Genomic DNA, 24555 nt, shown 5'->3' with positions numbered 1-24555 from the left:
TATTATTTTTTTAATGCTTGATATAGAGTTTTGATAGTAGTTATTTTACCATATTGTAATTCAGTTTTAATTTTACAGTTTTTGTTATTTCCTTACTAGTTGTACTAATTTTAAGGTAGCTTATCCATATTGCTAACAGGTTGATAGGGATCAGGAATGAATCTTTAAGTGTTATTTTAGATCCTTCTACCTCGATCCAGCTATCTAGTGGTTCTTCGCTAATGCAGTTCAACAGATCTTTAAGTCCGATATGCTTTTTCAATCTTAAGAAGATTTCGATATCAAATAACCATCTGCTGATAAATCTTTGGCTGTATACATTCTCTATGATGCTTTTCTTAAATACTTTGGCACCACATTGTGTGTCTTTGATAGGCAGTTGTAAGATGTGTCTGATAAAGAATCCTACGAAGTTTGATAACAAGTTTCTAATAAAACTTCTCTCTATATTGTTAGCTTCTTCTGCTTTTCTGGATCCAAACACCATAGTTAGATTTGGATTTGCATTTAGTTTTTCTACCAGATTGTCCATTTCTTCCAACGAAGTAGAAAGATCAGCATCCAGGAATCCGATATTATCGATATGATCTAATTCTTTTAGGTAATTGGCTCCTGCTTGTACTGCAGATGCTTTTCCTTGGTTTTGTTCCAGATCGATTACCGATATTCTTTTGGGATCGAATTGTCTTAATTGTTGTAGTAGCTCTAAGGTGTTGTCTGCGCTACCATCGTTTACAAAACAGAAGTGATAATTGTTGTTTTTGGTTAAAAATTGGCAAAATTTGTCCTTTTCCAGTCTATAATATTCATTATAGCATGGAATAATAATTCCAGTAATTTTCGTCATTATAATTAAGATTTTGGGGGAATACTTCAGGGGCAATTACAAGTAGAAGTATTCTTGATACATTATATTTCTATTTCTCTTAGTTTTTTTATGTTAAACATTCTTCTGGGGCGATTGAAGACTATTTGACATTTTGACGAAAACTTACTTTACTATTATGTATATATATTTAATTAGGGTTACTAAACTTTTTTCAGTTGCATTCTTCTGGGGTTTAGAAGAAGGTTTAGCAATTTTGACGAAGTAAATGTTGTTTTGTGATAAGGATTTGTATCTCAGCACATTGTAAAACTAACAAGTATTTGTAAAACTTATTTACGGCAAAACCTCATTTTTTCTACGGAAGTACCAAAAACTGTGTATTTCATCGAAAATAGGTTGTTTTTCATTGAAATTTTAACATTTTTTCTTCAAAAAAAGTAGTCTTTGTACTACATATGTTAACGAAAATGTGGATTTCCTCAACAATTTTTGGTTAAAAATAGACCTGATTTCGCCCTTTTTTAACATAAAAAAATCTTAAAAATTTCAAAAAACGTCAAATGCAAATGCTTGGCTAAAAAATAGTTTGGGGTATTGGTCTGGTATATATGCTTCATAATTTCTAAGTTTTTGATTTCTATATTAGAAAAAACGGTTAATTGCTTTTATCACTTGATCAGCACGTTGTAGTTTCAATTCTTTTACATACTCGTATGTTCGATCTAATAAGCGTTGTGCCAGGTTGTTATTTTTGAACTTTTTTCGGATCTTATATAAGTCTGCCGCTACCTGCAGATCATTTGGTGTAAAGGGAACACCTGTATATTGTTGCAAGATTTGTAGATACATAAAACCAAACTCTTCCGTAGGTTCTATCATCGTTCCTTCGCCAAAATCATTCCATGTGATAATTTGAATAAAATCAGATTGCTCATGATGGGTATAATTAAGCGTTTCTACAAAAGTATTGCCTTGATCAGTGTCAATGCTCCATTCGTTAATTCCATCAGACCATCCACCATCTTTATAGAAACTTTTGAATCCCGGGTATGAAGATCCTACGGTAATCATATTCAAAGCGGGGTAAGTATCGTAATAATACTCATGCGCTAATAGATGATCTTTATCTACCCATAAGAATTCACCGGCAGAGTTAGCTCCAACACGGTTGCTAGCGGCCCATAAGGTTAAATAGTTGGGATGATTTTCTTCGGGGAGTACTTCGAATACTTCATTCCATTCATTTTCGGTATTGATATGATGTGGTCCAAAAACGAATAATAATTTTTTTCCATCGTATTCCATATATTCTGGGCTAGAAAAATAGGTATGATTGATATATGAAAAATCTTCTTGTGCAGCCGCAACTGTACTAGTGGATAGACCAGCTTGTGCAGCTTGCATCGCTACTCGATCTTCGTACATTATAGAGAAATTAAGTCCCAGATCCTCCAAGGTCTCTATAAAAGTTTCTGTGGATTGTTTAATTAATGCATAATCATGAAGATCTTTGCTTCCGTACCAATCAAATATAACTCCATCAACTCCTGATAATTTCATGGTAAGGAAATGATATTCATGCAGATCTGGATCGTTTGAAGAGTATGGACCAATCATTGGATAATAATAGGATGCAATTTGTGCATTGCCGTTTTCATCTAGCTGATCAGGGTTTTGGTTAGCCATCGTCCAGTGTTGCCCCCAGTATCCATCATAATCTTTACTTTGAAACCAAGGTAGGTAATGCACATAGATTTTTTTTGGATTTTCTTTTACAATATCCATATGCGAGATATCCACAATCCCGGCTTTTTCGTCATTTTCCAAAAATTCTAATTCCTCATCCAGAACTTTTAACAGTTCTTCGTCAGTATAAGTGGTGTCTTTAACAGGTTTGGCTATGGTCACCTCTTGTATTTGAGGTTGGTTATATGTAGTAATGTCATCTTTCTCACAAGAAGCAAGAATGGTTAGTAAGATAATACTAAGGTAGATCCATACATTGGAGTAGTGTTGTTTCATATCTCATAAAATTGGTTAAACGTCAAAAATTTTAAGCCAGCATTCAGAATGTGATTGTGATGAAGTTTGTGTATTTCATACTATACTGAAATACATGTTTTTGACGATATGAAACAAATCATGAGGTATGCGATACGTTAGTTGTTTTAAAACTATACAGAATATTGGGGTGTATAATTTTAATTCAAGTCGTAATTATTCTGGGGTAAATGACAATGTATGCCATTCATCTTGCCATTTGTAAATACTGGCAGTTATGTCTTTATAGTAATGGGGGAGTCGATAACTTATAATGTTATTCGTAAAGGCGCTGAGAACGATATAGAAAATTATTTTGATACATTTTCAAGAGAGTAATAAGGATAATACACCGACTTAACTCCAGATTGATCATTCCATTGGCATTTTACATAGTCTTTGTTAAACCCAATGATTTCCATTTTAGGTCCACCAGTTTTAAGGGTTACTATATTGCCTTCGGATATGTTTAAATACGGTAAATCTTCAGTTTCGTAGCAGGCAGAATTTTTTTCATCTTTAATTCTGATATATCGATAGTTACTGTCGTAAGAGATAAAGTATTCTACGCGATACAAAAGCTCGTCTGATTTGTTGAAAAATTCATCCTCGACTAATTTCCCGTATTTTAGTTTTCCGCGGATATGATATGTTTTTTTTGAATTGTTTTGGATATTGTTCCGTCTTAAAATTCCAATTTCTCCTTTTAATTTAATCTCCTGATATACATTAAATAAATTGTCCATAATTCTTGTTTTTCCCGTTCTTCCCTAAGATCAAAAATTATTGAATACTGATGTTATGGGAAACCGTAGTCTCGGTAAATATTTTTTTTAAAGGTATAAGTAGTTGTTTTTTTCATAAGGTATCTTTTACATGTATGTAGTACTGTTTTAATGCTTTATATAAGGTTTTGATAGTAGTTTTTTACCATATAGTGGTTAGTTTAAATTTTAAGTTTTCTGTTATTTTTTTACTAGTTGTACTGATTTTAAGGTAGCTTATCCATATTGCTAACAGGTTGATAGGGATCAGGAATGAATCTTTAAGTGTTATTTTAGATCCTTCTACCTCGATCCAGCTATCTAGTGGTTCTTCGCTAATGCAGTTCAACAGATCTTTAAGTCCGATATGCTTTTTCAATCTTAAGAAGATTTCGATATCAAATAACCATCTGCTGATAAATCTTTGGCTGTATACATTCTCTATGATGCTTTTCTTAAATACTTTGGCACCACATTGTGTGTCTTTGATAGGTAGTTGTAAGATGTGTCTGATAAAGAATCCTACAAAGTTTGATAACAAGTTTCTAATAAAGCTTCTCTCTATATTGTTAGCTTCTTCTGCTTTTCTGGATCCAAATACCATGGTTAGGTTTGGATTTGCATTTAGTTTTTCTACCAGATTGTCCATTTCTTCCAACGAAGTAGAAAGATCAGCATCCAGGAATCCGATATTATCGATATGATCTAATTCTTTTAAGTAATTGGCTCCTGCTTGTACTGCAGATGCTTTTCCTTGGTTTTGTTCCAGATCGATTACCGATATTCTATTGGGATCGAATTGTCTTAGTTGTTGTAGTAGCTCTAAGGTGTTGTCTGCGCTACCATCGTTTACAAAACAGAAGTGATAATTGTTGTTTTTGGTTAAAAATTGGCAAAATTTGTCCTTTTCCAGTCTATAATATTCATTATAGCATGGAATAATAATTCCAGTAATTTTCGTCATTATAATTAAGATTTTGGGGGAATACTTCAGGGGCAATTACAAGTAGAAGTATTCTTGATACATTATATTTCTATTTCTCTTAGTTTTTTTATGTTAAACATTCTTCTGGGGCGATTGAAGACTATTTGACATTTTGACGAAAACTTACTTTACTATTATGTATATATATTTAATTAGGGTTACTAAACTTTTTTCAGTTGCATTCTTCTGGGGTTTAGAAGAAGGTTTAGCAATTTTGACGAAGTAAATGTTGTTTTGTGATAAGGATTTGTATCTCAGCACATTGTAAAACTAACAAGTATTTGTAAAACTTATTTACGGCAAAACCTCATTTTTTCTACGGAAGTACCAAAAACTGTGTATTTCATCGAAAATAGGTTGTTTTTCATTGAAATTTTAACATTTTTTCTTCAAAAAAAGTAGTCTTTGTACTACATTTGTTAACAATAATGCGGATTTCCTCAGTAAAAATGAGTTAAAAAAATGCGGTTTTACCCTCTTTTTTGGATGACTTTTTAGTAAAAAATGTTAAAAAAAGTCAAATTCGATCAAAGTGCGTTTTAGAGTTAAAAAACTTCTCTCCATTTTGATAGCGACTTTTTGAAGTAATGTGTATTTTAACATACATATTAACCAGGATATTACACAATGCGCATAAAACGATTTGCTCTATATCTTTTATTTTTTTCATCTTTTTACTCGATTATGGCGCAGGATATGCAACAAGGATTTGCATATCTGGAAAGCGGAAATTATAAGGATGCAAAAGTTTTTTTGAGAAAGTACTACAGGAATATCCTGAGAATAAAACCGCGAAATTATGTTATGGTCGGGCAGTTGGTTTATTGGGAGATTCGGGAGAAGCGATACAAATCTTTACCGATTTAAAATCGAAGTACCCTGATGACTTTGAAATTAAACTAAATTATGCCGAATCTTTGCTTTGGGATCGACAATTTGAAGTTGCAGAAACATTTTATGAGGGATTAGTACAAGAAAATCCAAAAAGCTTTGCCGGGGTTTTGGGGTATGCCAATACCTTATCGAACTTGAAAAAATACACAAAAGCTCTAGAGTGGGTTAATAAAGCATTACAATTATCACCAGGAAACGCAAATGCGCTTACCTCAAGAAAATTTGTACGCCTGGGATACGCATTTACATTATCCCAAAATAAACAGTATACAGAGGCCTTACAATTACTAGATGAGAACCTGAAGGATTTTCCAGGGGATAAAGATACTTTGCTTAATAAAGCGAATATATTTTTGATCACCAACCAACTTACAGAAGCCGAACAAGTATATCAACAAATAGCAACAACGCCCAGAGATAGTATTGTTGCTTTTAATGGATTGTCATTGGTTGCTAATAAACAGCATAAAACCAAAAAGGCACTAGCGTTGGTAGAGCTGTCTCGAGAAAAAGTGGCATCGTATAAAAAAGATGATCCCTTGTGGTTAGCTACTCAAGAGCGTTACGTACAAGCTTTGTTATGGAATCAAAAGTATAAAAAGGCAAAAGCAGAACTCAGCAATCTAAAATCAGGATTTCCTGATAATAACAAAGTATCTTCCCTAGAGGCTACTTATGGGATGTATACCAGTAATTTTGGAATTAGCCTGGATCGATATTCGGCTATTTTGAGTAATGAAGCCAGCTCTTTTGATGGTAATTTGGGGATTGCCAATGCCTATCGTGCCTCTGGAAATGATATGAAAGCGTATGAGTATGCTTTTAAGACTTTATATTATTATCCCAAGCAACCGGATGCAGAAAAGCTGATCAAGACCTTAAAAATTTCGCATACCCCGTTTGTAGAACAAAAAACCGCCTACACGTTTGATAATGGGGATAACGAAGCATTTAGTGCAGGAGTAGCTGTCGAAGTGCCCTTCTCGGCCAGATTCAAAACGATGTTTCGATATACCTATAGAAAGACTGAAAATACAAGAACTGAGGTAGAAGCGACCTCTAATGATGTATCCTTGGGGATGTCGTATAAATTGAGCGGTAGAGTTTCTTTTTTAGGAAATATCGGGATTAATAACTCTGAAGCTATTACCACTGATTTTACACAATTAACCGCTGAAGCTGTAGTGCAAACAAAACCTTTTAAATTACAGAGTTTGGATGTGGGATACAAAAGAGAACTTCAAAATTTCAACGCAGATCTAATCAATCGAGAAATTGTAATGAATAATTATTTTGCCAATTATAATTTGGGAACCAATTTCAGATTAGGTTGGTATACACAATATATCTATACTACACAGACCGATGATAATGTTAGGAATTTGTTATTTACCTCATTGTATTATAACGTATTAAAAAGACCAGGGGTAAAGGTAGGAGCAAATTATCAATATATATCGTTTAAAGATCAAGTGCCTGAAATCTACTTTAGCCCAGGAACGTTTCATCTGGGGGAAGTATTTGCAGAGCTAGTAAGCAATGCTGAAAACGATTTGTTTTACAGTTTAAGCGCTGCGCTAGGAAAGCAATTTGTGGATGACGAAGATGCCTCTACGACTTTTAGAGCCGAAGGGAAGTTAGGATATCGATTTACGGATCGTTTTAAGGCAAATCTATATGGGAAATACAGTAACATCGCTTCTGCTACTGCCGCTGGATTTGAATTTACAGAGTTTGGGTTTGTGTTGAAATGGTATTTCCTTAAAAAACCGCTTTTCGACAAACAGATAATGAAATTAAAAAAGAATAGCGAGAGCGATAATTAATGCTGCTCCCGCTATTCACCCAAATCTGAAACACTTAACACTCTAATTCGTTTCTTTTATAAATAACCTTCCTTTGAATCTTCTCATTTGCTGCCCTCTGATCATATAGTGATAGATTCCTGGAGTTAAATTTCTTGTCTCAAAACGTATGGTATTTCTGTTTACCGCTACATATTCTTTTCGTACTGTTCTTCCTACCATATCGATTACTTCGATGAGTACTTCTTGGTGTTCACCAGGAATTTGGATAGTAGTTTCAGAGATGAATGGGTTAGGGTAGTTCTTTACCTGTGTCACCGCATTTGGGTCAAAAGTATCTTCCTCTTCAGCGATAACTTCTTCATCTTCCTCCTCTTCTTCGGTTGTTGTATCATCTTCTTCCTCTTCTTCCTCGTTGCTTCCAACTTTACCAAAGGCCAGTGCAGATACTTCAAGTTCAAAAGTGTAGAAGTTTTGATAATCACCTTGCACAGAGAACACCACGCTTTTTACCTTTTCTATGATTCCTGGCTGATCGTTACCATCTACAAAGTCTGCGAATGCGATGTTGTGACTTTCTTTTTGGTCAGTAGCAGGAATGGTATATCGCAATCTGTTGTTCCAGTCTTGCAATCCTTCTGTCACTAATATCACCTCGATATCTCTGGTGTTGAACATTTCGAATTGAACAGCTTCGTATGTGGTTACATCAAGAGATAAATCACCAGGCATTACATTTCTGAACAAGTTTAATGTTTCTTTTACTTCTCCTCTCACAGTAGCATTTCGCTCTACAATATGTTTGTTGTCTTCTTTTGCATTCTCATTCTTTCCGATTACAAAATCGTTCACTACAACACCGTTTTCAGCATAGTCAATACCCCATGGTCCGTCTGCCAGATATAAGGCATCGATTTGAGATGATGCAGCACCTTTGATTGAGAAACCAATATCGAATAGGTATCCTGTATCGATGGTTACTTGCTGATTATAGGCACCTGATAGCGCTACAGTCTTGGTTGTATTTACTTCTTCGGCTTGCTCGGTAGCTCTTAGGTTACCTACAAATTGCATGTTTGCTGATCTTGATTTGTTAACTACCGTAAGTGTTAGTTTTCCATTTGCGTATGCTCCTTCTTTTACAAATACTGTAGGTACAACTTCTTTCAACTTATTACTTCTCAAAGGCTTTGTCGCTACAAAAGAGTCGATAATATGGTTAGCGATATTCGCTACTTGAGATACAGTTCCTCCCCATACCTGGAAGTTAATATAATCTCCTTCTGGGTAGCCACCTATATTCCATAGGCTATAGATTTCATTTTCGAATTCTGCTTTTCTTACAGAGAAGGTCAATGCATATTCGATTTCTCCTGTAGCTCTTTCAATTTTTGTGCTTACGATAGTATGTTTTCTTATTTGTACAGTTCTTACGTCTAACAATTTTGAACCGTTTAATCGATCACAAATGGTTTTTGAATGATCATATACCGAACCTTTGGTAGATGTAGCTAGAGCAGCTGCTACTCTGGACTCTCCTTCATAATAATCGATAGAAAATACAGCGGCTGCATTGGTAATCCCAACCAAATCTTCTGGACTAGATACATAAGTAGTTTCTGTTCCTTTAATTCCTGTAGCAGGGAAATGAACGCTTAAATCTTCATTGTTTGCTGATTTGTACGAAACAAATTCAGGCATAAATGGTTGCTGTCTTTTTTTGGTATTGAATACCTGATTTGTTTTTACTCTATTGAAGTTTCGTTTTGCGATTAAACTAGCAAGATCTCCATTACTTTCTAACCCTCCATCATTTGCAGAAGTTACATCGGTAGCGCTATCAATATCTGCATAGTTGTCTGTTTTGATTGCTGTAATTGGGCTAGCTGTGATGTAGAACAAAGCGTCATTAAAATCTTGATCACAAGAAGCATAGTCTCTTCTGATATCTTCGAAACCAAGGATGATTCTCTCACTATCAGGATCATTCAACAATACATTATGGTATCTTAAATCTTCTTCATTTTCTGGATTGTAATCTGGGTTAGAGTGCAGTTGCCAGTGTCCTGTGTCTACACAACCGTTGCTCCATGCATTGGCTAATAATACCCAACCGATACCTGTATTAGGAGGGAAGCTTCCGATTTTTACTTTATCTCCTACTTCTAATTCACCTCCACTACCTACAGCAGACACATTTGGAAAAATGATAGTAATGTCTTCTGGTTGTGGAATGGTTTGCGAAGGGTTGTCGATATCATAGGTATAGAATCCTAGTGTATTTCTATATCCAGCACCTTCTCCAACAAAAGTCACCCAGATCTCTGCTTCTTCTTGAACTACAACATCGGTATCATATCCTGAAGAAATATAGTGCGGATTAAAATCTGGTACAGGGTATCCTTCTGGTAATGCATTATTGATCATGTCCAAAGTTTCCTGGCTTACCACATCTTGCCCATCTAAGTATAAAGGTTTTCCGTTGCTGTTGAATTCTCCTAAATAATTATATCTGTCACAGATAGCCGGGATAGGGAAACTTTCTGGATTTTGACCACCATTTTCTGGATCGAAATTCGTTTTTCTTTGGTCAAAGTTGTTGTCTAATCCATCTCCATCTTGATCGATTCCAGAAGGCGTAGTTTCTGCAACACCGTCTCCATCATTATCATATGCTTCTAAGAAGTCAGAAACACCATCATTATCAGAGTCGGTATCCAAATGGTCATATCCATCAGTACCATCTGTATTTACTGTTCCGTTGGTTGTGCCTCCAAAATCAGCATCAAAATTATCATCTAATCCATCTTTGTCTTCATCATTACCCGAAATTCCTAAATACGTTTCGCTGTTCTGTCCTTCGATGATATCTACAATTCCGTCATTATCTGAGTCAATATCGTAGCAATCAAAAACACCATCTCCGTCAAAATCTAATGGAGTAACCGTTGTACCACCTTGATCTGCATCAAAAGCGTCTGCAACACCATCTGCATCTACATCTTGAAAATTAGTGTCCTGACCATTACATATCCCATCGTTGTTGGTATCTGCATCACCCAGACCTGCTTCTACGATATCATAAATCCCATCGTTATCAGAATCGATATCCAAAAAATCAGGATTTCCATCTCTATCTCTGTCAAAAGCATCCTGTACTACATTATCGCCATTACCACTCACATCACCATCAAGGTAGTTGTACATACCATCATCATCATCGTCACCATAAGGATCCATTCCTTGGCACTCTACTACATTCAAAATACCATCACCATCAACATCTGCATCCATAGAGTCCAAAATTCCATCTTTGTCTCTGTCAAGAGGAGATACTCCGCTTGCACATTTAAATCCATCGTTAGAATTTGTGGTCTCAGTAAGGTTTAACATGGTAGCAGAAGGGTTGTCTCCTTCATAATCATTGATCAAATACAACCCTCCGCTATTATCAGAAAAATACAATCTATTGTTAGCATCAGCATATGCAGCTCCAAACGTACTTGAAGGCAAGTTAGCTACATTTTTACTCCTAAAAACAGGAGTTCCAGAGGTCAAATCCCACTTAAAGATCTTCCCTCTGCTACCCCCGTAAAAAGCACCATTCACGTATACAATATCTGCACATGTACTAGGGGCGGTAACATCTGCTTCTATCACTTCAAAAACAGGAGAAGTACTCCCATCATAATTTGCCAAATTTGTGATTTTGTGAAAGGTTCTTTTATTATTATTTTGAAATACCCATAAGTTTCCGTCAGGATCTACATCGGCAGCGTACCCTCCTCCAAAAACTACAGTTCCACTTGGAGCTACAGCACCAAGATCGATCACCATATCTTTTGCGATTCTTAAAAGGTGGTTATCTCCCTTTTTGATGGCATACAAATAATTATCAACTACATTGTATCCACCAGCATTGTAAGCTGTATAAGTATGTAAGGCTTCAGAATAAGACCCTGTTATTGGATCATACGCCTTCATGGCTCCAGAGATTACCTGGTAAAAGGTTCCATCATTACAATCAAAAGCTTGTTGCGCCTTTAAAGAAAAAGTGATAATGATTATTAGTAGGGTAGTTATTCTTTTCATAATGGTACGATTTAGGTTTTTCGATACTTCAAAATTAACCTATACCTACCATGATGAGGACGGTAAATCGATAAGTGGTAATTTACTGTAGACGAGTTGTAAAAGTTAGAAGATAAGCTCGTTACAACAGGTTTAATCGTTTCATTAATTCCGGTCTGTTGGATCTGCTTACAGGAATTACATCTCTTTCGATCAGTACGCTATTATCTTCGATATCTACAATTTTCTTGAAGTTAATAATGTAAGATCGATGTACTTTTAAGAAAAGATCATCAGGGAGTTTTTCTTCAATCTTTTTTAGGGTAGAGTGCACTGTATAATTCTGCTTTTCGGTTTTGATCAATATATAATCTCCTTTTGCTTCGATAAGATTGATAGTTGGGATATCAATCTTAATTAGTCGTCTGTCAATATTTACATATAAATCATTCTCTCCAGAACTAGTGGAAGTATTTTCTTCTGAGGAAGTTGTTTCTGCAGGTGCAATTGTACTGCTTTCGGCTTTTTGTACAGCTTTTAGAAAACGTGGTAGGGTAATAGGTTTTGCTAAGAAATCTACAATACAATCATATTCAAAAGCGGTTAAGGCAAAATCTTTATCAGAGGTAGTAACTACTATTCGAGGGGGATTTTTCAGGGTTTGAATAAAATCAAAACCGGTAAAATCTGGCATATGAATATCCAGAAAAATAAGGTCGACCGTATTGTTATTCAAAAATTTAATGGCTTGAATTGCATTCGGAAATTCTTCAATAACCGTAAGTCCATCAACTTGTGAACATAGTTGTTGAATAATTACTCTTGCCATTTCTTCATCATCGATTATTATGCAATTCATAAGATCTATTCTTTATATTGTTTCTAGAAAATTGTCTATAGCACCTAAAATTAGCATAAATTTTGAAAACAAAGTATATTCTTTCTCTCTAAGCTCTTCTTCGAAATCAATTGTTAATTGGTAGCCTTCTTCAAACCCTAACATGCCAATTTTATGTTTCAGTTTGTGTACATTTTCTGCAGCCTTTATAAATCGTTTTCCTTCATAATTGTTAAGAAACTCCTTTTTTTCCTCTGGGAATTCTCGTTTTACGATAGCAATTAACTTTTGCTCAAATTCTACAGATCCTGCAGCCAGTTCTTTGATATAATTTAGGTTAGGGGTTTCGTTCATGTACTTATTTTTTTAAGGTGAAAAAAAACGTAGTCCCTATACCTTCTTGTGATTCTATCCATATCTTGCCTTCATAAAAAGCTACAATTTTCTTGACTATTGACAATCCAATACCTGTGGATTTGTCTTTGGATTCTAATTTTTGAAATATTTCAAATACTTTTTTATGGTACTTTTCGGGAATCCCTTTCCCGTTATCTTTGATTCCAAATTGCCAGAAATCCGGAAGCTCTTCAAAAAGAACACAAACTTCTCCTTTTTCTTTATCTATAGCCTTGATAGCATTGGTAATTAGGTTTTGAAATAGTTGCTTTATTCTTGAAGAATCTGCATGTATTACAGGAAGTATTTTTGGAGTCTTTACAGTAATATGATCAGGTATTTGAGTAAGCTCAATAATTTCATCGATCAAAGGACCCAAAATTATTTCGGATTTTAGATTTTGAGTTTTGTCATCTACTACAGAATACTCCAGGATTCCTGTAATCAGATTATCCATTTTTTCGATGTTCGAATCGATTCTTTCAAGGTGGTCCTGAGTGGATTTATCCAGATTATCACCATTATCTTCTCTGATCCAGGTGATCAGGGTGTTGACCGTACGAAGCGGAGATTTTAAATCATGAGATACCACATGGGCATAATCATTAAGATCTCGGTTACTTTTTTCGAGATCTTTGAGTAGAATCTCTCTTTGTTTTTCAATTTTTGAAATCTGCAAGGCTTGTTCTTCGATAAGATTAGCCAACTCGATACCACTTAATTCTTTACTTTCATTATCGCCTTTATCCTTCTTGAAAGAAACCGATCGTAACGTTTTGGTAGCTTCGGTCAGACTAGCGATTACTTTTTTCTGTTCCTCGGCTTCCAATTGTAATTTTCTATTAGCGTCAAATAACTCCTGAGAGCTGATTGCCATCGCTCTTTGAAGCATAGTAAATTGTTCTTCATAATTTTGATAAGAACTGTTTACGGCTTCCAGAAATGAGTTAATGGTTTCGGACTCTTTAATTTCTGCGTCCAAAAACTTACGTATTTGTCTTTTAAGCAATGAGTGCATATTATTCACTAAACAATGTTAATGTCATGGTTTGGTTGTGCAATTCACAGGCTAAATACCCAGTAAAAGGAGCCAATTCGCCATAGGAGTAAAAACCAGTGATGGTTGCCTGGTTTCCTATAGATTCCATCACTTCTTCGATTTCTTCTTCTACTCTTTGATCCATAACCAGTTTTCTGCCAATACAACTAACTAGAATAGCCAGTTCTGGTTTGTGTTTTCGGGCTTCCATCCCAATATCTGCCGCTTGCAGTGCACCATCAACAATATGGTCAATATTGGCCATCATTAGTTGAACCTTAGAACCTTCTGGTACATCTCCTGCAAGGGTCATCGTATTTTGATCTTCATCGATATTTAATATCGTACGCACTATGGCTTCTTTTTTATTTTCAGACTTTACACTCAATGGATATAAGAGTGCAGATTGTGGGAGTTCTTCTACCTTATCCCCAAGATATTTTTTATACAAATCCAATGCAGGTTGATTGTCTAATTCGAAAAGTACGTTTTGTTCAGATTTAGTGATGATACGTTCGGGTCCAAAAGGAGTCCATCCACCGTATTGTGCAAAGCTGATTTCAAGAGTTTCCCCATAAAACGCTATTAAAATCACTTCTCCTTCTTTGGGATTTTCATTGTAACTAGCAAGGGTTTTTTCAAATCTGGAATCATCACCACATAAGCCTCCTGTTATTGCAATGCCATCAATTTCGGTTTCCAAACCATCGATCAATGCAGAACCATTAACAAAACTACCTTCAGAAACTACAAAAATATGTTTCAGACCTTCTTTTGGTACTTTTTGGATAAGTCGTTTCCCTAATTCTAAAGAATCCTTTTCATGATCCATGCTGTTTTCTCGATAAATCATGTAGCTACTGTTTTCAAATTCTATAGCGGTTAGCGTAATAGAGTCTTCGAGTACTTTATCCCCAATAATTTCTCCGGCAGTAGATCCAAAGATGATATCTCCTTCAGGAAAAAGTTGTCTTACCTCCTCATAAATGGTATCATTATCCAAGGCATATCGATTACCAAATACTAAAACTAAAGGGTTTTTTAGTGATGTGTCTGTTGATCCTTTTGGGGTCCAATCCTGATCTTTTTTCTTTTCGAACTGTTGAAATTTCATAAAAGTTATTTTTTTAAAGTAAAGTGAAACGTGGTACCCTTTCCCTCTTCTGAAGTTACCCAAATTTTGCCATCGTACAAATCGATGATTTTTTTGACAATAGATAGTCCAACTCCTGTAGATTCTTTGTTATCATCAAGAGTTTGAAATACTCTAAATATTTTTTCGTGATATTTTTTTGGGATTCCCGGCCCATTATCTTCTATTGCAAATTGCCAATGCGTTTTTTGTGGGATGCAGGATACTTTGATCCAACCCTTTTCTTTGTCATTATATTTTACAGCATTATTGATTAAATTCTGAAATAGTTGTTGTAGTCTAAAATTATCCCCTTGTACCACGGGCAAATCTGAAGTTACGGTAACCTCGATATGATCTGGGATATAAATAATATCAATAATATCTTTTACAGTGCTATTAAGATCAATGGTCTTTTGTATATGTTCTCCTTTGTCGACGCTCGAATATTCAAGAATACCATTGATTAAATGATCCATCTTGTCTACCTTTTTGAGCAACATATCAAAAGATTGTTGTGCGCCTTCATCCAGAACTGATTCATAATCTTCTTTTAACCAGGTAATCAAAGCATTCATACTTCGTAGAGGAGATTTTAAATCATGCGAAACGATATGTGCATAATCATTCAGCTCTTTGTTACTCTTTTCTAAGTTTTTGAGTAGCAAATCTCGTTGTTTCTCATGTTCTCGCTGATCGGTTATATCCTCTATTAAAGCCACTTGATACTGCATATCACCATTTTGTTTTCTAACGGCAGCCACACTGGTTTTTGCCCAAAAGATACCTCCATTTTTTTTGCGATACCTTTTATTTATAGAGAATCCTCCGATTTCGCCACTGGTCATCTTTTGCATGTTTTCCTCGGATTCTTTGTATTCGTCGGGCATAGAAATTTCCTTAACATCCATCTCCAGAAGCTCTTCCTGAGAATACTGCAATAGGTCCTGAAAGGCTTTATTGGTTTGAAGAATTTTACCCATTTGGGTGAGTACGATACCCAAAGAAGAATTTTCAACGATTACTGATAATTGCTGTCGTTGATTCTCAAAAATACGTTGCTGTTCTAGGGTAGTGGTGATATCTCGCACAATACCTTGTGCTGCAATAGGTTTTTTGTTTTTATCTTTTATGATACTGGCATTGATGTGTACAGTACGCACACCATTGTGTTTGGTGTACACCCTGGCTTGATAGTCAGAGAAAAAACCATCTTGAGTAAGCTTAAAAAAGGAAGTCATGGCATACTCATAATCTTCTTTATAGATCAGTTGAACCACATTAAGTTTTTCATTACGTACATCGTATCCAAACAATTCGACGGCCGCCTGATTCATTTCCTGAACATTTCCGTGTAGGTCCATGAGCACATAGGCGTCTACCAAATTGTCGAAAACACCTTGAAGCTCTGATTCTTTTACATCGACCAGATCTTCTAGTTGCTCGTTAGCTTTTTTAAGTTGCTGCGTTATAAAATATAATTCTCTGGATTTGTCCTCAAGAATTTTTTCTGCTTGTTTTCTCGCTGCCTTTTCTCTCGCTAAAGCTCTTTTAAATATTTCTTGATCATTACCCATTCGTTTTTACAATACTAAATTTTACTTCGGTTCCATCTGACGATAATTTTTCGTAAGTAATATTGGCTTTAGTATCAAAGTGTTCAAAAGTCTTGCGCATCAATCCAAGGCCAAAACTATACATGGCTCGACTGGATTTATAGATCAGTACTAATTTGTCTTCTGTTTTTTCTTGTACCTCAAAAGTAGGTAGTTCTGCATCTGGATAAATTTTTTGTACTTCTACATGTATGTGATTCTCGATAGAGGACAACATGTCTAACGGATCCTTATAGCGTTTTATCAGATCGGGATAGCTTTCTGCCAATACCCCAAAAAAATGTTCTGCATATGTGAGTAAGAGATCGTCTATACTTAGGCCGCTGTTTTCGCTTAAGTTTTTGAGGAGACTTAGCATTTCAGAAAAATCATAAGTACCAATTGCGGTGTAAGCTCCTTGCGATGGTAAATTTGACTTCTCGATAATAGTATCGACCATTTCCAAGCCGAATTTATCCTCTACTAATTCCAAAAACTCAGTAAAAACAATACCTTTCATACGTTATGTAGTTTTAAATTTATGCGTTCACAAATTCGTTTACACTCCAATATTCGATCATGCACTTAATTTTGTACGCGTAATCTTCATATTTAAGAGGCTTGACGATGTATCCTGCTACTCCAGTCTCATAACTATCTTTAAGATCATTATGATTATTAGAAGTACTAAGGATAACTACAGGGGTATAATTTAACGATGTATCGGACTTCAGTATCTTTAGAAATTCTAGGCCATTCATCTTTGGCATATTCAAATCTAAAAAATAATATCTGGTAAAGAATCTTTTTTCTCTAAAATTTTTAAAGCTTCTTCTCCATTCTCGGCTTCAAGTAGTCTGTGATTGAAATTGTTTTTTTGCATTACTCGTGCAAATTTTAGTCTTTCAATTTCATCATCTTCGATTAATAAAAATGTTAAACTCATCACGTTTCAGTTTTTAGGGGTATTAATATTGTTTCTTTTTGACACTTCAAAGATTGGGCTTTTATAGGTATTTTACTGGGATCTTTCGTTTAAGGGTGTTTTTAGTGTCGACGAATGGTAGTTTAGTGTAGGCGAATGGTAAAATGACGATAAACGGTATTAAATTTTTATAAAGGATATTTTTATCCTTTATAAAAAAATACTATCTTTGACCCATAATTGTTGAAGTATGTTTTCAAAATCTTGTGAATATGGACTTAGGGCAGTGATTTTTATCGCTCAGCAGACTACCAAAAATAATAAGGTAAGTTTGACTACTATTTCTGAAGAGATAGATTCTCCGCAGGCTTTTACGGCAAAAGTACTTCAACAACTTACAAGAAATAATATTGTGAAATCCATAAAAGGGCCTTACGGCGGTTTTGTCATTGAAGAGGAGAAGATGAATACAAAGCTGAGTGAAATAGTAAGTGTACTTGATGGAGATTCGATCTATACGGGATGCGGATTAGGGTTGAAACAATGTGATGCGAAATCTCCTTGTCCTTTACATCATAGATTTGTTGCCATTAGAAATGATTTAAGAAGCATGTTAGAAAGTACATCACTACAATCACTAGCAGAAGACTTGAATGCAGATCTTGCTATACTAAAACGATAAAAAAATTTAAAAATATAAAGGATAAAAAGATCTTTTAATCTGTTATGAAAAAAAGCCTGAACATTAGTAGTGCAACCACCTTTATATGGATTGGATTTGTATGTGCGATTAGCTTTATGGAGGCCTGGTTGAAATTTCAGGCAGACGGAGTAACGACGCCAATAGGATTGAGTATTGGGAAACTCGTTTTTGCGGCTTTAAACAAAGTAGAAATAGGCCTGGCTGTGGTATTGGTGTTTACAATATTTCGATTAACGTCAGTATGGCGACTACCGTTTGTTTCTTCTTATATCATCCTTCCTTTTATCATTTTAATACTACAAACGCTATGGTTACTTCCGGTCTTAGATCAAAGAGCAGAGCAAATCATTAACGGAGTCGAGGTGCCGGATAGTAGTATACATCTGTGGTATGTATTGCTCGAAATAGGCAAAACGGCAAGCCTCTTTATCTATGGAAGTAAACTATTAAGAATGATGAAAGTTGCTGAAGAAACCAAAGAATGAACATTGCCAAGAAATTAAGAATAAAGAAAAATTTTCAAAAGATAACACCTGCTATTATGGAAAAAGTATCACTTACAAATGACATACAATATAACGAAGGTAAACCTACTATCACGGTTTTACTAAAAACCAAAACCAGTAAAGAAATAAGAATTGTAATGAAAAAAGGACAAGAAATGAAAGAACACACTGCTCCGTACCCCATCATGGTAGAATTATTTGAGGGTGCCATAGATTTTGGAGTCAATGGTAAAAAAACACTTCTCCAAAAAGGAGACTTGGTAGCTCTTGCAGAAAATGTACCTCATGATTTGACGTGTGTAGAGGATTGTATTATTCGATTATCTATCTCCGTCCATGATAAACCCAACAGAATTAAAGATTTAATCAATTAGTTCCTTCGCAAAATAATAAAGACATGAAAAAGATTTGGATCGGATTTATAACAGTAGTTACATTATCGTTTGTAGCATTAATCTGGGTAGGAACAGAAATTTATCAAACGCAACCACCTATTCCAGATAAGGTCATAGTGGGCGAAACTCAAGAAGTCGTATTGACCAAAGAGGATATCCAAACAGGGCAAAACGTTTGGGAGTCTATAGGAGGAATGGAAGTAGGATCTATTTGGGGGCACGGGAGTTATGTAGCCCCCGATTGGACCGCCGATTGGATTCATAGGGAGGCAGTGTTTATGTTAGATTCCTGGGCTCAAAGAGACTTTGATACTAATTATGAGCACCTTGATGAAGAAAAGAAAGCGGCTTTAAAAGCAAGATTGGTAAAAGATATTAGAACAAACACCTTTGAAACCGAAGACAGGACAATTACAATTTCTGTAGAAAGGTATAAGGCCTTCAAAGAAAATGCAGCGTATTATGCATCTATTTTTTCTGAAGGTCATGAACAATATGCGATTCAGAAGGGAGCATTAACCTATCCTCATAAATTACATCAACTCAATGCATTTTTGTTCTGGACCTCCTGGGCTGCAAGTACCAATAGACCCGAACAAAATTATACGTATACCTCTAATTGGCCTCATGAACCGTTGATCGAAAATACAATCACCCCAGATTCTCAAATTTGGTCTGGATTTTCAATCATATTACTACTCTTGTTTATAGGCATATTAGTGTATTACTATATACGAAATCATGAAAAAGGAGAAGCGCTAACGCATCCCGAAGAAGACCCAATGCAAACGTTACAACTGGTAAGGTCTCAAAAGTCGGTATTGAAATATTTCATCGTCATCTCACTACTTATCGGCTTACAAATTATCCTAGGGATTTTGACTGTTCACTACACGGTAGAAGGACAAGCGTTTTTTGGCTTTGATCTGGCTAGCATTTTGCCATATTCGATTACTCGTACCTGGCATACACAATTGGCGGTGTTTTGGATTGCGGCAACCTGGCTAGCTGCTGGATTGTTTTTAGCCCCAATGATTAGTGGCAAAGAGATGAAATACCAGGTTTTTGGAATTAACTTTCTATTTATTGCCTTACTGATTATTGTTCTGGGATCATTAATCGGCGAGTGGTTGGGGGTACACCAATTTCTAGACCTTACGACTAATTTTTTCTTCGGTCATCAGGGATATGAATATATGGATCTAGGAAGGTTCTGGCAACTTTTCCTGGCCGTTGGTTTGGTGCTGTGGGTGTTTATGGTTGGGAGACATATTTTGTATGGAATTAGAAGAAATGATGACTCAAAACACCTACTCATCATCTTGCTTATATCTGTAATGGCTATAGGAATGTTTTTCTTCTCGGGTCTCATGTATGGGGAGAACAGTAGTTTACCAGTTATTAATTACTGGAGATGGTGGTTGGTGCATTTGTGGGTAGAAGGTTTTTTTGAAGTTTTTGCCACCGTAATTATTGCATTTATCTTTCTTCGTATGAAGATCTTATCTGCTAAGACAGCGGGTAAAGCTTCTATTGCCTCTGCTACCATATTTTTGGCAGGAGGAATTATAGGAACTCTGCATCACTTGTATTATTCTGGGACTCCTGTACAGGCCATTGCCTTGGGAGCTACATTTAGTGCGCTAGAGGTGGTACCTCTTACTTTGATGGGATTTGAAATTCGAGAGAATTGGAACCTCTTGAAATCTACGGAGTGGATGCAGAAATACAAATGGCCCATATTCTTTTTTATAGCAGTTGCTTTTTGGAACATGTTGGGCGCAGGAGTATTTGGCTTCTTGATTAACCCTCCGATTGCATTGTACTACATACAAGGCCTTAATACTACAGCTGTGCACGCGCATACCGCTCTATTTGGAGTGTATGGTATGTTAGGTATGGGGTTCATTATTATATGTTTACGCTTCTTTTCGGATAGAGCATGGGATAGCCCAAAACTTAAGATTGCTTTCTGGTGCTTGAATGTTGGTTTGATAGCCATGGTAGTACTTAGTTTACTTCCTGTTGGTATTATCCAGGCGTATACTTCGATCACCAAAGGATATTCATTTGCAAGAGATGCAGAACTGTTGTATTCCCCTGTCGTACAAACCTTAAAATGGCTTCGTATGGTCGGCGATATCATATTCTCTGTGGGAATATTTTACTTCTGTTGGTTTACGATCAATGAAACTTTCTATTGTTTTAGAAAAGGACAAACAGTTCGAAACATACAGTTTGAAGGTAAAGAACTGCAAACAAAAAAAGCATACTAAAATGAATCGTTTGAAAGAAATACATGATAGAGAAGATGTGTTGGTGTTGGTGTCTACATTTTATAAACGAATACGAAAAGATGATACACTAGGCCCAATTTTTAATCATCACCTGGCCGAAGAGCAATGGCCAGCACACATACAGAAACTCACGGATTTTTGGATGACGGCGTTATTTGGTGTTGCTAGTTTTAAGGGGAACCCAGTAAAGGCGCACAAAGATGTAGATAAAAATCTAAATCATACGGTCACCCAGCTTCATTTCGGTAAATGGTTGCAACTGTGGTTTAGCACCATAGATGCACTTTATGAAGGAAAGCTTGCACAACGAGCAAAAGATGCGGCTAGAAAAATGGCAACCAATCAATACATCGCTATTTGGAAGAGTAGGCCTCAAAATATGAATTAACAATAATAGAGGTAGAGCGTCTACTGGCCGCTCTACTTCATTAAAAATAAGAACTATGAAAATTTATCAAAGTTATTTAGAAGAATATGAAAAAGGAATTATAGGATATTCACCTATTGCCATTATAGGTCAAAGTTGTTTGGGATCGGTAGCAGCTATGTTTATTTTAATGAATGGTAATTCTGTGACCCAAATGATTCAACTGTTTGTGGTGACCATTTTATGTATGTTTTATAATGGGGCCATCCTATCCCAACAGAAACCTAAGTTGAGTTTTAATCTCCTAATTCTTAGTGTTATATCTAGTACAGTGTTTGTGGTTTTTAATTTGTTGTAGTCTGTAAAGCTTAGCAACAATATAGCGTAGACCTTCAAATTAGAAGAGAAGAATCATTCTGTTTATTTTACTATTCCCCATCAAAAATATCACCCAATAATGGTTTTGATGGGGTTTTAAAAGAATTGAACTAGAAATTAGAAAGAAAAAAATTGAATCATAAAAATCAAAGAGATGGAACAAAAAGAAGTATGGTTGCCAAGTTTAATTACGCCTACACCTCAAGAAGGTTTTGAACTGGCTATAAAGTTATCTCGTATGGGTGTAAAATCGACACAACCGGATATGGAGGTGTTAAAAAGGCTAAGAAAGGATTATGCTAATGATGCCTCTGGATTAACCGCAGCTTCTCAAGTAATCGCGACCAACTTTCAAACAATTTCTGCTGCAAATAACTACTGGAAATAACAATAAACTATTGATTATCATAAAAAAAGCCCGAACAAATTGTTCGGGCTTTTTGAGGTGGTGCCTCCAGGAATCGAACCAGGGACACAAGGATTTTCAGTCCTTTGCTCTACCAACTGAGCTAAGGCACCTCGCTGTAAGCGGATGCAAATATAGAACGCTTTTTTTAATAGTCAAAAGAAAAATTTAAAAATTTCGTTTTGTATTTTTATCGCTTAGCTTTTGACATATGAATCTTATCATTGATGTAGGCAATACATACATAAAAATAGGGATGTTTGATCAATCCAAAATTGTAGCAAAAAAAACCATTGTTCAAGATGATTTTGATCAAGAGGTTCAAGATATCCATAAAAAGTACCCATTAATTCAAAAAGCGATTATCTCTTCGGTATCCCATTTGAATCCTGATACCGTAAAACGGATACAGGAACTTTATGAAACATTAATTGTTAGCCATAAAATTGCAATGCCCTTTTCTAATTTATACAAAACTCCAGAAACACTTGGAATTGATCGATTGGCTTTGGTAGCTGCGGCTGTAGATCAATATCCACAAAAGAATGTGTTAGTGATAGATGCTGGAACCTGTATTACCTACGATTTTAAGAACGAAAAAGAAGAATATTTGGGTGGAGCCATCGCTCCCGGAATACGTTTACGTTATCAGAGCTTAAATAATTATACCGCAAAATTGCCATTATTAGAACCTAAACTTCCTGAAAATCATGTAGGAAACACAACAAATGAAGCTATTCATTCTGGGGTTGTTCAAGGAATTTTATACGAAATACAGGGAGTAATTGAAGAATATTGCAACATTTATCCTGATTTAACAGTTATTTTAACCGGAGGAGATGCACATTTTTTGTCTAAAAGATTAAAAAATGGCATATTTGCCACTTCTAATTTTTTGTTGGAGGGATTAAACTACATTTTAGCTTTTAATAATAGTAGATGATAAAGAAGATTTTAGTAATCATAGTGGCTTTTACGGCCATAGTTTCCAATGCTCAGGAAGGAACCGCTTCGCCTTATTCTTTTTATGGAATAGGGATCCAGAAATTTAAAGGAACGGTAGAGAATAGATCGATGGGAGGATTGAGTATTTTAGCCGATAGTATCCATTTGAATCTACAAAACCCAGCTGCATTCGGAGAATTAAGACTTACCACATACACCGTAGGAACGTCATACAATAATTTTAAAATTAGTAATGAAACCGAGTCGTCTTCGGGAGATAATGCCTCTTTGGATTATTTGGCTGTAGGAATACCTGCCGGAAAGTTTGGATTTGGATTTGGAGTTATCCCTGTGACATCCGTAGGATACAGACTTAACTCTATAGATGCAGACGGTGCCGAACGACGATTTACAGGAACTGGAGGTTTAAATAAGGTTTTTTTATCCGCAGGTGTTAAAGTTAACAAGAATCTAAGTGTTGGTTTGGATTTTAATTATAACTTTGGAAACATTGAAAATAGAACCATACTGCAGCGTCCTGATATTCAGTTTGATACTAGAGAAATTACAAGCACAGATCTGTCATCATTTAGCTTGTCTCTAGGGGTAAATTTCAAGAAAATGATTACCGAAAACTTAGAACTACAGGCTTCTGTAGTTTCTACACCTTCTTTTGGGTTAACTGCTGAGGGAACACGAGAATTGGCCACAATCATTGTGGGTAATAACGGAGCCGAAGGGGTTATAGATAGACAGGAAACAGAGTTGGCAGAACGAGATATAGATCTTCCGGCAGAGTTGAAGTTTGGTGCAGGTATTGGTAAGCCCAAACAATGGTTTGTTGGGGGAGAGTATGTGTTTACGGATTCAGGAAGTGATACCAACCAATTGTTTGTGCAAGACAATGTGGATAACGAAAGAGGTTCAAAATATAGGCTGGGAGGATATTATATTCCTAATTATAACTCCTTAACAAGCTATTTTAGTCGGGTAGTATATAGAGCAGGTTTCCGATATGAAGAAACAGGTTTAACAATTGATGGTACCACGATTGATGAGTTTGGCATGTCTTTTGGAGTTGGCTTACCAGTTGGTCGATTGTTCTCTAATGCAAACATTGGTTTTGAATATGGTCAACGAGGAACGACAGATTTTGGATTGGTTAAAGAAGAGTTCTTTAATGTATCCATAAGTTTATCACTGAATGATCAGTGGTTTAGACAGATTAAATTTAATTAACACAAT

At 35.6% G+C, this 24555-nt stretch carries 23 protein-coding genes and 1 tRNA gene; 10 read left to right on the top strand and 14 right to left on the bottom strand.

Features of this window, described 5'->3' with window-relative positions:
• Window positions 1-40: 40 nt before the first annotated feature.
• From AC0L3Q_RS21750 to AC0L3Q_RS21735, 4 genes are all read right to left on the bottom strand, one after another.
• Entirely contained in the window at window positions 41-847 is an 807-nt protein-coding gene (locus tag AC0L3Q_RS21750; protein ID WP_473282881.1) for a glycosyltransferase, read from the bottom strand.
• 624 nt (window positions 848-1471) lie between these two features.
• The gene (locus tag AC0L3Q_RS21745) at window positions 1472-2851 is read right to left on the bottom strand and encodes a glycoside hydrolase family 99 protein (protein ID WP_473282879.1); all 1380 of its coding nucleotides are present in this window, start codon (window positions 2849-2851) and stop codon (window positions 1472-1474) included.
• Between the two features lie 329 nt (window positions 2852-3180).
• Window positions 3181-3615, bottom strand: coding sequence for a DUF2158 domain-containing protein (locus AC0L3Q_RS21740; protein ID WP_073322209.1), 435 nt, complete (start codon window positions 3613-3615; stop codon window positions 3181-3183).
• A gap of 181 nt (window positions 3616-3796) precedes the next feature.
• Window positions 3797-4597 (bottom strand): glycosyltransferase, encoded by an 801-nt coding sequence (locus AC0L3Q_RS21735; RefSeq protein ID WP_473282877.1) that lies wholly within the window; start codon window positions 4595-4597, stop codon window positions 3797-3799.
• A gap of 845 nt (window positions 4598-5442) precedes the next feature.
• On the opposite strand from AC0L3Q_RS21735, the gene AC0L3Q_RS21730 reads away from it, so the two are divergent.
• Window positions 5443-7338 carry a tetratricopeptide repeat protein gene (locus AC0L3Q_RS21730; protein WP_473282876.1) on the top strand — a complete coding sequence of 632 codons (1896 nt, stop codon included), beginning with the start codon at window positions 5443-5445 and terminating at the stop codon, window positions 7336-7338.
• A gap of 42 nt (window positions 7339-7380) precedes the next feature.
• Here the strand turns inward: AC0L3Q_RS21730 and AC0L3Q_RS21725 are convergent, their stop codons facing one another.
• From AC0L3Q_RS21725 to AC0L3Q_RS21685, 9 genes are all read right to left on the bottom strand, one after another.
• A complete protein-coding gene (locus AC0L3Q_RS21725) occupies window positions 7381-11409 on the bottom strand; it encodes a DUF6923 family protein (protein ID WP_473282874.1) in 4029 nt (1342 codons plus the stop codon).
• Window positions 11410-11530: 121 nt separating this feature from the next.
• The gene (locus tag AC0L3Q_RS21720; protein ID WP_473282872.1) at window positions 11531-12247 is read right to left on the bottom strand and encodes a LytR/AlgR family response regulator transcription factor; all 717 of its coding nucleotides are present in this window, start codon (window positions 12245-12247) and stop codon (window positions 11531-11533) included.
• Window positions 12248-12259: 12 nt separating this feature from the next.
• Entirely contained in the window at window positions 12260-12580 is a 321-nt protein-coding gene (locus AC0L3Q_RS21715; protein WP_473282870.1) for an Hpt domain-containing protein, read from the bottom strand.
• Between the two features lie 4 nt (window positions 12581-12584).
• Window positions 12585-13604: a sensor histidine kinase gene (locus AC0L3Q_RS21710; RefSeq protein ID WP_473282868.1), complete on the bottom strand. Its 1020-nt coding sequence runs from the start codon at window positions 13602-13604 to the stop codon at window positions 12585-12587.
• Window positions 13605-13641: 37 nt separating this feature from the next.
• Entirely contained in the window at window positions 13642-14775 is a 1134-nt protein-coding gene (locus tag AC0L3Q_RS21705; protein WP_473282866.1) for an FIST signal transduction protein, read from the bottom strand.
• 5 nt (window positions 14776-14780) lie between these two features.
• Complete coding sequence (locus tag AC0L3Q_RS21700) at window positions 14781-16370, bottom strand: sensor histidine kinase (protein ID WP_473282864.1); 1590 nt, start codon at window positions 16368-16370, stop codon at window positions 14781-14783.
• Complete coding sequence (locus AC0L3Q_RS21695; RefSeq protein WP_473282862.1) at window positions 16363-16908, bottom strand: heme NO-binding domain-containing protein; 546 nt, start codon at window positions 16906-16908, stop codon at window positions 16363-16365. Before AC0L3Q_RS21695 ends, AC0L3Q_RS21700 begins: the two co-directional genes overlap by 8 nt.
• 19 nt (window positions 16909-16927) lie before the next feature.
• Complete coding sequence (locus AC0L3Q_RS21690; RefSeq protein ID WP_473282860.1) at window positions 16928-17149, bottom strand: response regulator; 222 nt, start codon at window positions 17147-17149, stop codon at window positions 16928-16930.
• Between the two features lie 17 nt (window positions 17150-17166).
• Window positions 17167-17334, bottom strand: a complete 168-nt coding sequence (locus AC0L3Q_RS21685; protein WP_473282858.1) for a response regulator — start codon at window positions 17332-17334, stop codon at window positions 17167-17169.
• A gap of 229 nt (window positions 17335-17563) precedes the next feature.
• On the opposite strand from AC0L3Q_RS21685, the gene AC0L3Q_RS21680 reads away from it, so the two are divergent.
• The 7 genes from AC0L3Q_RS21680 to AC0L3Q_RS21650 all read left to right on the top strand — a co-directional run bounded on the left by AC0L3Q_RS21680 (window position 17564) and on the right by AC0L3Q_RS21650 (window position 22347).
• Window positions 17564-17995, top strand: coding sequence for an RrF2 family transcriptional regulator (locus AC0L3Q_RS21680; RefSeq protein ID WP_473282857.1), 432 nt, complete (start codon window positions 17564-17566; stop codon window positions 17993-17995).
• Between the two features lie 44 nt (window positions 17996-18039).
• Complete coding sequence (locus AC0L3Q_RS21675; protein WP_473282855.1) at window positions 18040-18501, top strand: hypothetical protein; 462 nt, start codon at window positions 18040-18042, stop codon at window positions 18499-18501.
• A 56-nt stretch (window positions 18502-18557) separates the two neighbouring features.
• A complete protein-coding gene (locus AC0L3Q_RS21670; protein WP_473282854.1) occupies window positions 18558-18896 on the top strand; it encodes a cupin domain-containing protein in 339 nt (112 codons plus the stop codon).
• A gap of 23 nt (window positions 18897-18919) precedes the next feature.
• Window positions 18920-21193, top strand: a complete 2274-nt coding sequence (locus tag AC0L3Q_RS21665; RefSeq protein ID WP_473282852.1) for a nitric-oxide reductase large subunit — start codon at window positions 18920-18922, stop codon at window positions 21191-21193.
• A 1-nt stretch (window position 21194) separates the two neighbouring features.
• Window positions 21195-21602 carry a group III truncated hemoglobin gene (locus tag AC0L3Q_RS21660; RefSeq protein ID WP_473282850.1) on the top strand — a complete coding sequence of 136 codons (408 nt, stop codon included), beginning with the start codon at window positions 21195-21197 and terminating at the stop codon, window positions 21600-21602.
• A gap of 55 nt (window positions 21603-21657) precedes the next feature.
• Window positions 21658-21939: a hypothetical protein gene (locus AC0L3Q_RS21655; protein WP_473282848.1), complete on the top strand. Its 282-nt coding sequence runs from the start codon at window positions 21658-21660 to the stop codon at window positions 21937-21939.
• Window positions 21940-22113: 174 nt separating this feature from the next.
• Window positions 22114-22347, top strand: coding sequence for a hexameric tyrosine-coordinated heme protein (locus AC0L3Q_RS21650; RefSeq protein WP_473282846.1), 234 nt, complete (start codon window positions 22114-22116; stop codon window positions 22345-22347).
• A gap of 58 nt (window positions 22348-22405) precedes the next feature.
• On the opposite strand, the gene AC0L3Q_RS21645 is transcribed toward AC0L3Q_RS21650, so the two are convergent.
• Window positions 22406-22478 (bottom strand) — tRNA-Phe (locus tag AC0L3Q_RS21645).
• A 98-nt stretch (window positions 22479-22576) separates the two neighbouring features.
• Between AC0L3Q_RS21645 and AC0L3Q_RS21640 the strand changes: the two genes are divergently transcribed.
• Both AC0L3Q_RS21640 and AC0L3Q_RS21635 read left to right on the top strand, forming a co-directional pair.
• Entirely contained in the window at window positions 22577-23308 is a 732-nt protein-coding gene (locus tag AC0L3Q_RS21640; protein WP_473282844.1) for a type III pantothenate kinase, read from the top strand.
• Window positions 23305-24549 carry a hypothetical protein gene (locus AC0L3Q_RS21635; RefSeq protein WP_473282842.1) on the top strand — a complete coding sequence of 415 codons (1245 nt, stop codon included), beginning with the start codon at window positions 23305-23307 and terminating at the stop codon, window positions 24547-24549. The genes AC0L3Q_RS21640 and AC0L3Q_RS21635 overlap by 4 nt, the downstream gene beginning before the upstream one ends.
• The last annotated feature ends 6 nt before the right edge of the window (window positions 24550-24555 follow it).

The sequence above is a fragment of the Aquimarina sp. KJ22-3 genome (genome assembly GCF_055808215.1).
The sequence above is the reverse complement of the archived record's forward strand: the minus strand, read 5'-3'. Positions and strand labels throughout refer to the sequence as shown.

Excerpts from the sequence above, each read along its gene's own strand:
- AC0L3Q_RS21750 (WP_473282881.1), bottom strand. The coding sequence starts at position 847 with ATGACGAAAATTACTGGAATTATTATTCCATGCTATAATGAATATTAT.
- AC0L3Q_RS21745 (WP_473282879.1), bottom strand. The coding sequence starts at position 2,851 with ATGAAACAACACTACTCCAATGTATGGATCTACCTTAGTATTATCTTA.
- AC0L3Q_RS21740 (WP_073322209.1), bottom strand. The coding sequence starts at position 3,615 with ATGGACAATTTATTTAATGTATATCAGGAGATTAAATTAAAAGGAGAA.
- AC0L3Q_RS21735 (WP_473282877.1), bottom strand. The coding sequence starts at position 4,597 with ATGACGAAAATTACTGGAATTATTATTCCATGCTATAATGAATATTAT.
- AC0L3Q_RS21725 (WP_473282874.1), bottom strand. The coding sequence starts at position 11,409 with ATGAAAAGAATAACTACCCTACTAATAATCATTATCACTTTTTCTTTA.
- AC0L3Q_RS21720 (WP_473282872.1), bottom strand. The coding sequence starts at position 12,247 with ATGAATTGCATAATAATCGATGATGAAGAAATGGCAAGAGTAATTATT.
- AC0L3Q_RS21715 (WP_473282870.1), bottom strand. The coding sequence starts at position 12,580 with ATGAACGAAACCCCTAACCTAAATTATATCAAAGAACTGGCTGCAGGA.
- AC0L3Q_RS21705 (WP_473282866.1), bottom strand. The coding sequence starts at position 14,775 with ATGAAATTTCAACAGTTCGAAAAGAAAAAAGATCAGGATTGGACCCCA.
- AC0L3Q_RS21700 (WP_473282864.1), bottom strand. The coding sequence starts at position 16,370 with ATGGGTAATGATCAAGAAATATTTAAAAGAGCTTTAGCGAGAGAAAAG.
- AC0L3Q_RS21695 (WP_473282862.1), bottom strand. The coding sequence starts at position 16,908 with ATGAAAGGTATTGTTTTTACTGAGTTTTTGGAATTAGTAGAGGATAAA.
- AC0L3Q_RS21690 (WP_473282860.1), bottom strand. The coding sequence starts at position 17,149 with ATGAATGGCCTAGAATTTCTAAAGATACTGAAGTCCGATACATCGTTA.
- AC0L3Q_RS21685 (WP_473282858.1), bottom strand. The coding sequence starts at position 17,334 with ATGAGTTTAACATTTTTATTAATCGAAGATGATGAAATTGAAAGACTA.
- AC0L3Q_RS21680 (WP_473282857.1), top strand. The coding sequence starts at position 17,564 with ATGTTTTCAAAATCTTGTGAATATGGACTTAGGGCAGTGATTTTTATC.
- AC0L3Q_RS21675 (WP_473282855.1), top strand. The coding sequence starts at position 18,040 with ATGAAAAAAAGCCTGAACATTAGTAGTGCAACCACCTTTATATGGATT.
- AC0L3Q_RS21670 (WP_473282854.1), top strand. The coding sequence starts at position 18,558 with ATGGAAAAAGTATCACTTACAAATGACATACAATATAACGAAGGTAAA.
- AC0L3Q_RS21665 (WP_473282852.1), top strand. The coding sequence starts at position 18,920 with ATGAAAAAGATTTGGATCGGATTTATAACAGTAGTTACATTATCGTTT.
- AC0L3Q_RS21660 (WP_473282850.1), top strand. The coding sequence starts at position 21,195 with ATGAATCGTTTGAAAGAAATACATGATAGAGAAGATGTGTTGGTGTTG.
- AC0L3Q_RS21655 (WP_473282848.1), top strand. The coding sequence starts at position 21,658 with ATGAAAATTTATCAAAGTTATTTAGAAGAATATGAAAAAGGAATTATA.
- AC0L3Q_RS21650 (WP_473282846.1), top strand. The coding sequence starts at position 22,114 with ATGGAACAAAAAGAAGTATGGTTGCCAAGTTTAATTACGCCTACACCT.
- AC0L3Q_RS21640 (WP_473282844.1), top strand. The coding sequence starts at position 22,577 with ATGAATCTTATCATTGATGTAGGCAATACATACATAAAAATAGGGATG.
- AC0L3Q_RS21635 (WP_473282842.1), top strand. The coding sequence starts at position 23,305 with ATGATAAAGAAGATTTTAGTAATCATAGTGGCTTTTACGGCCATAGTT.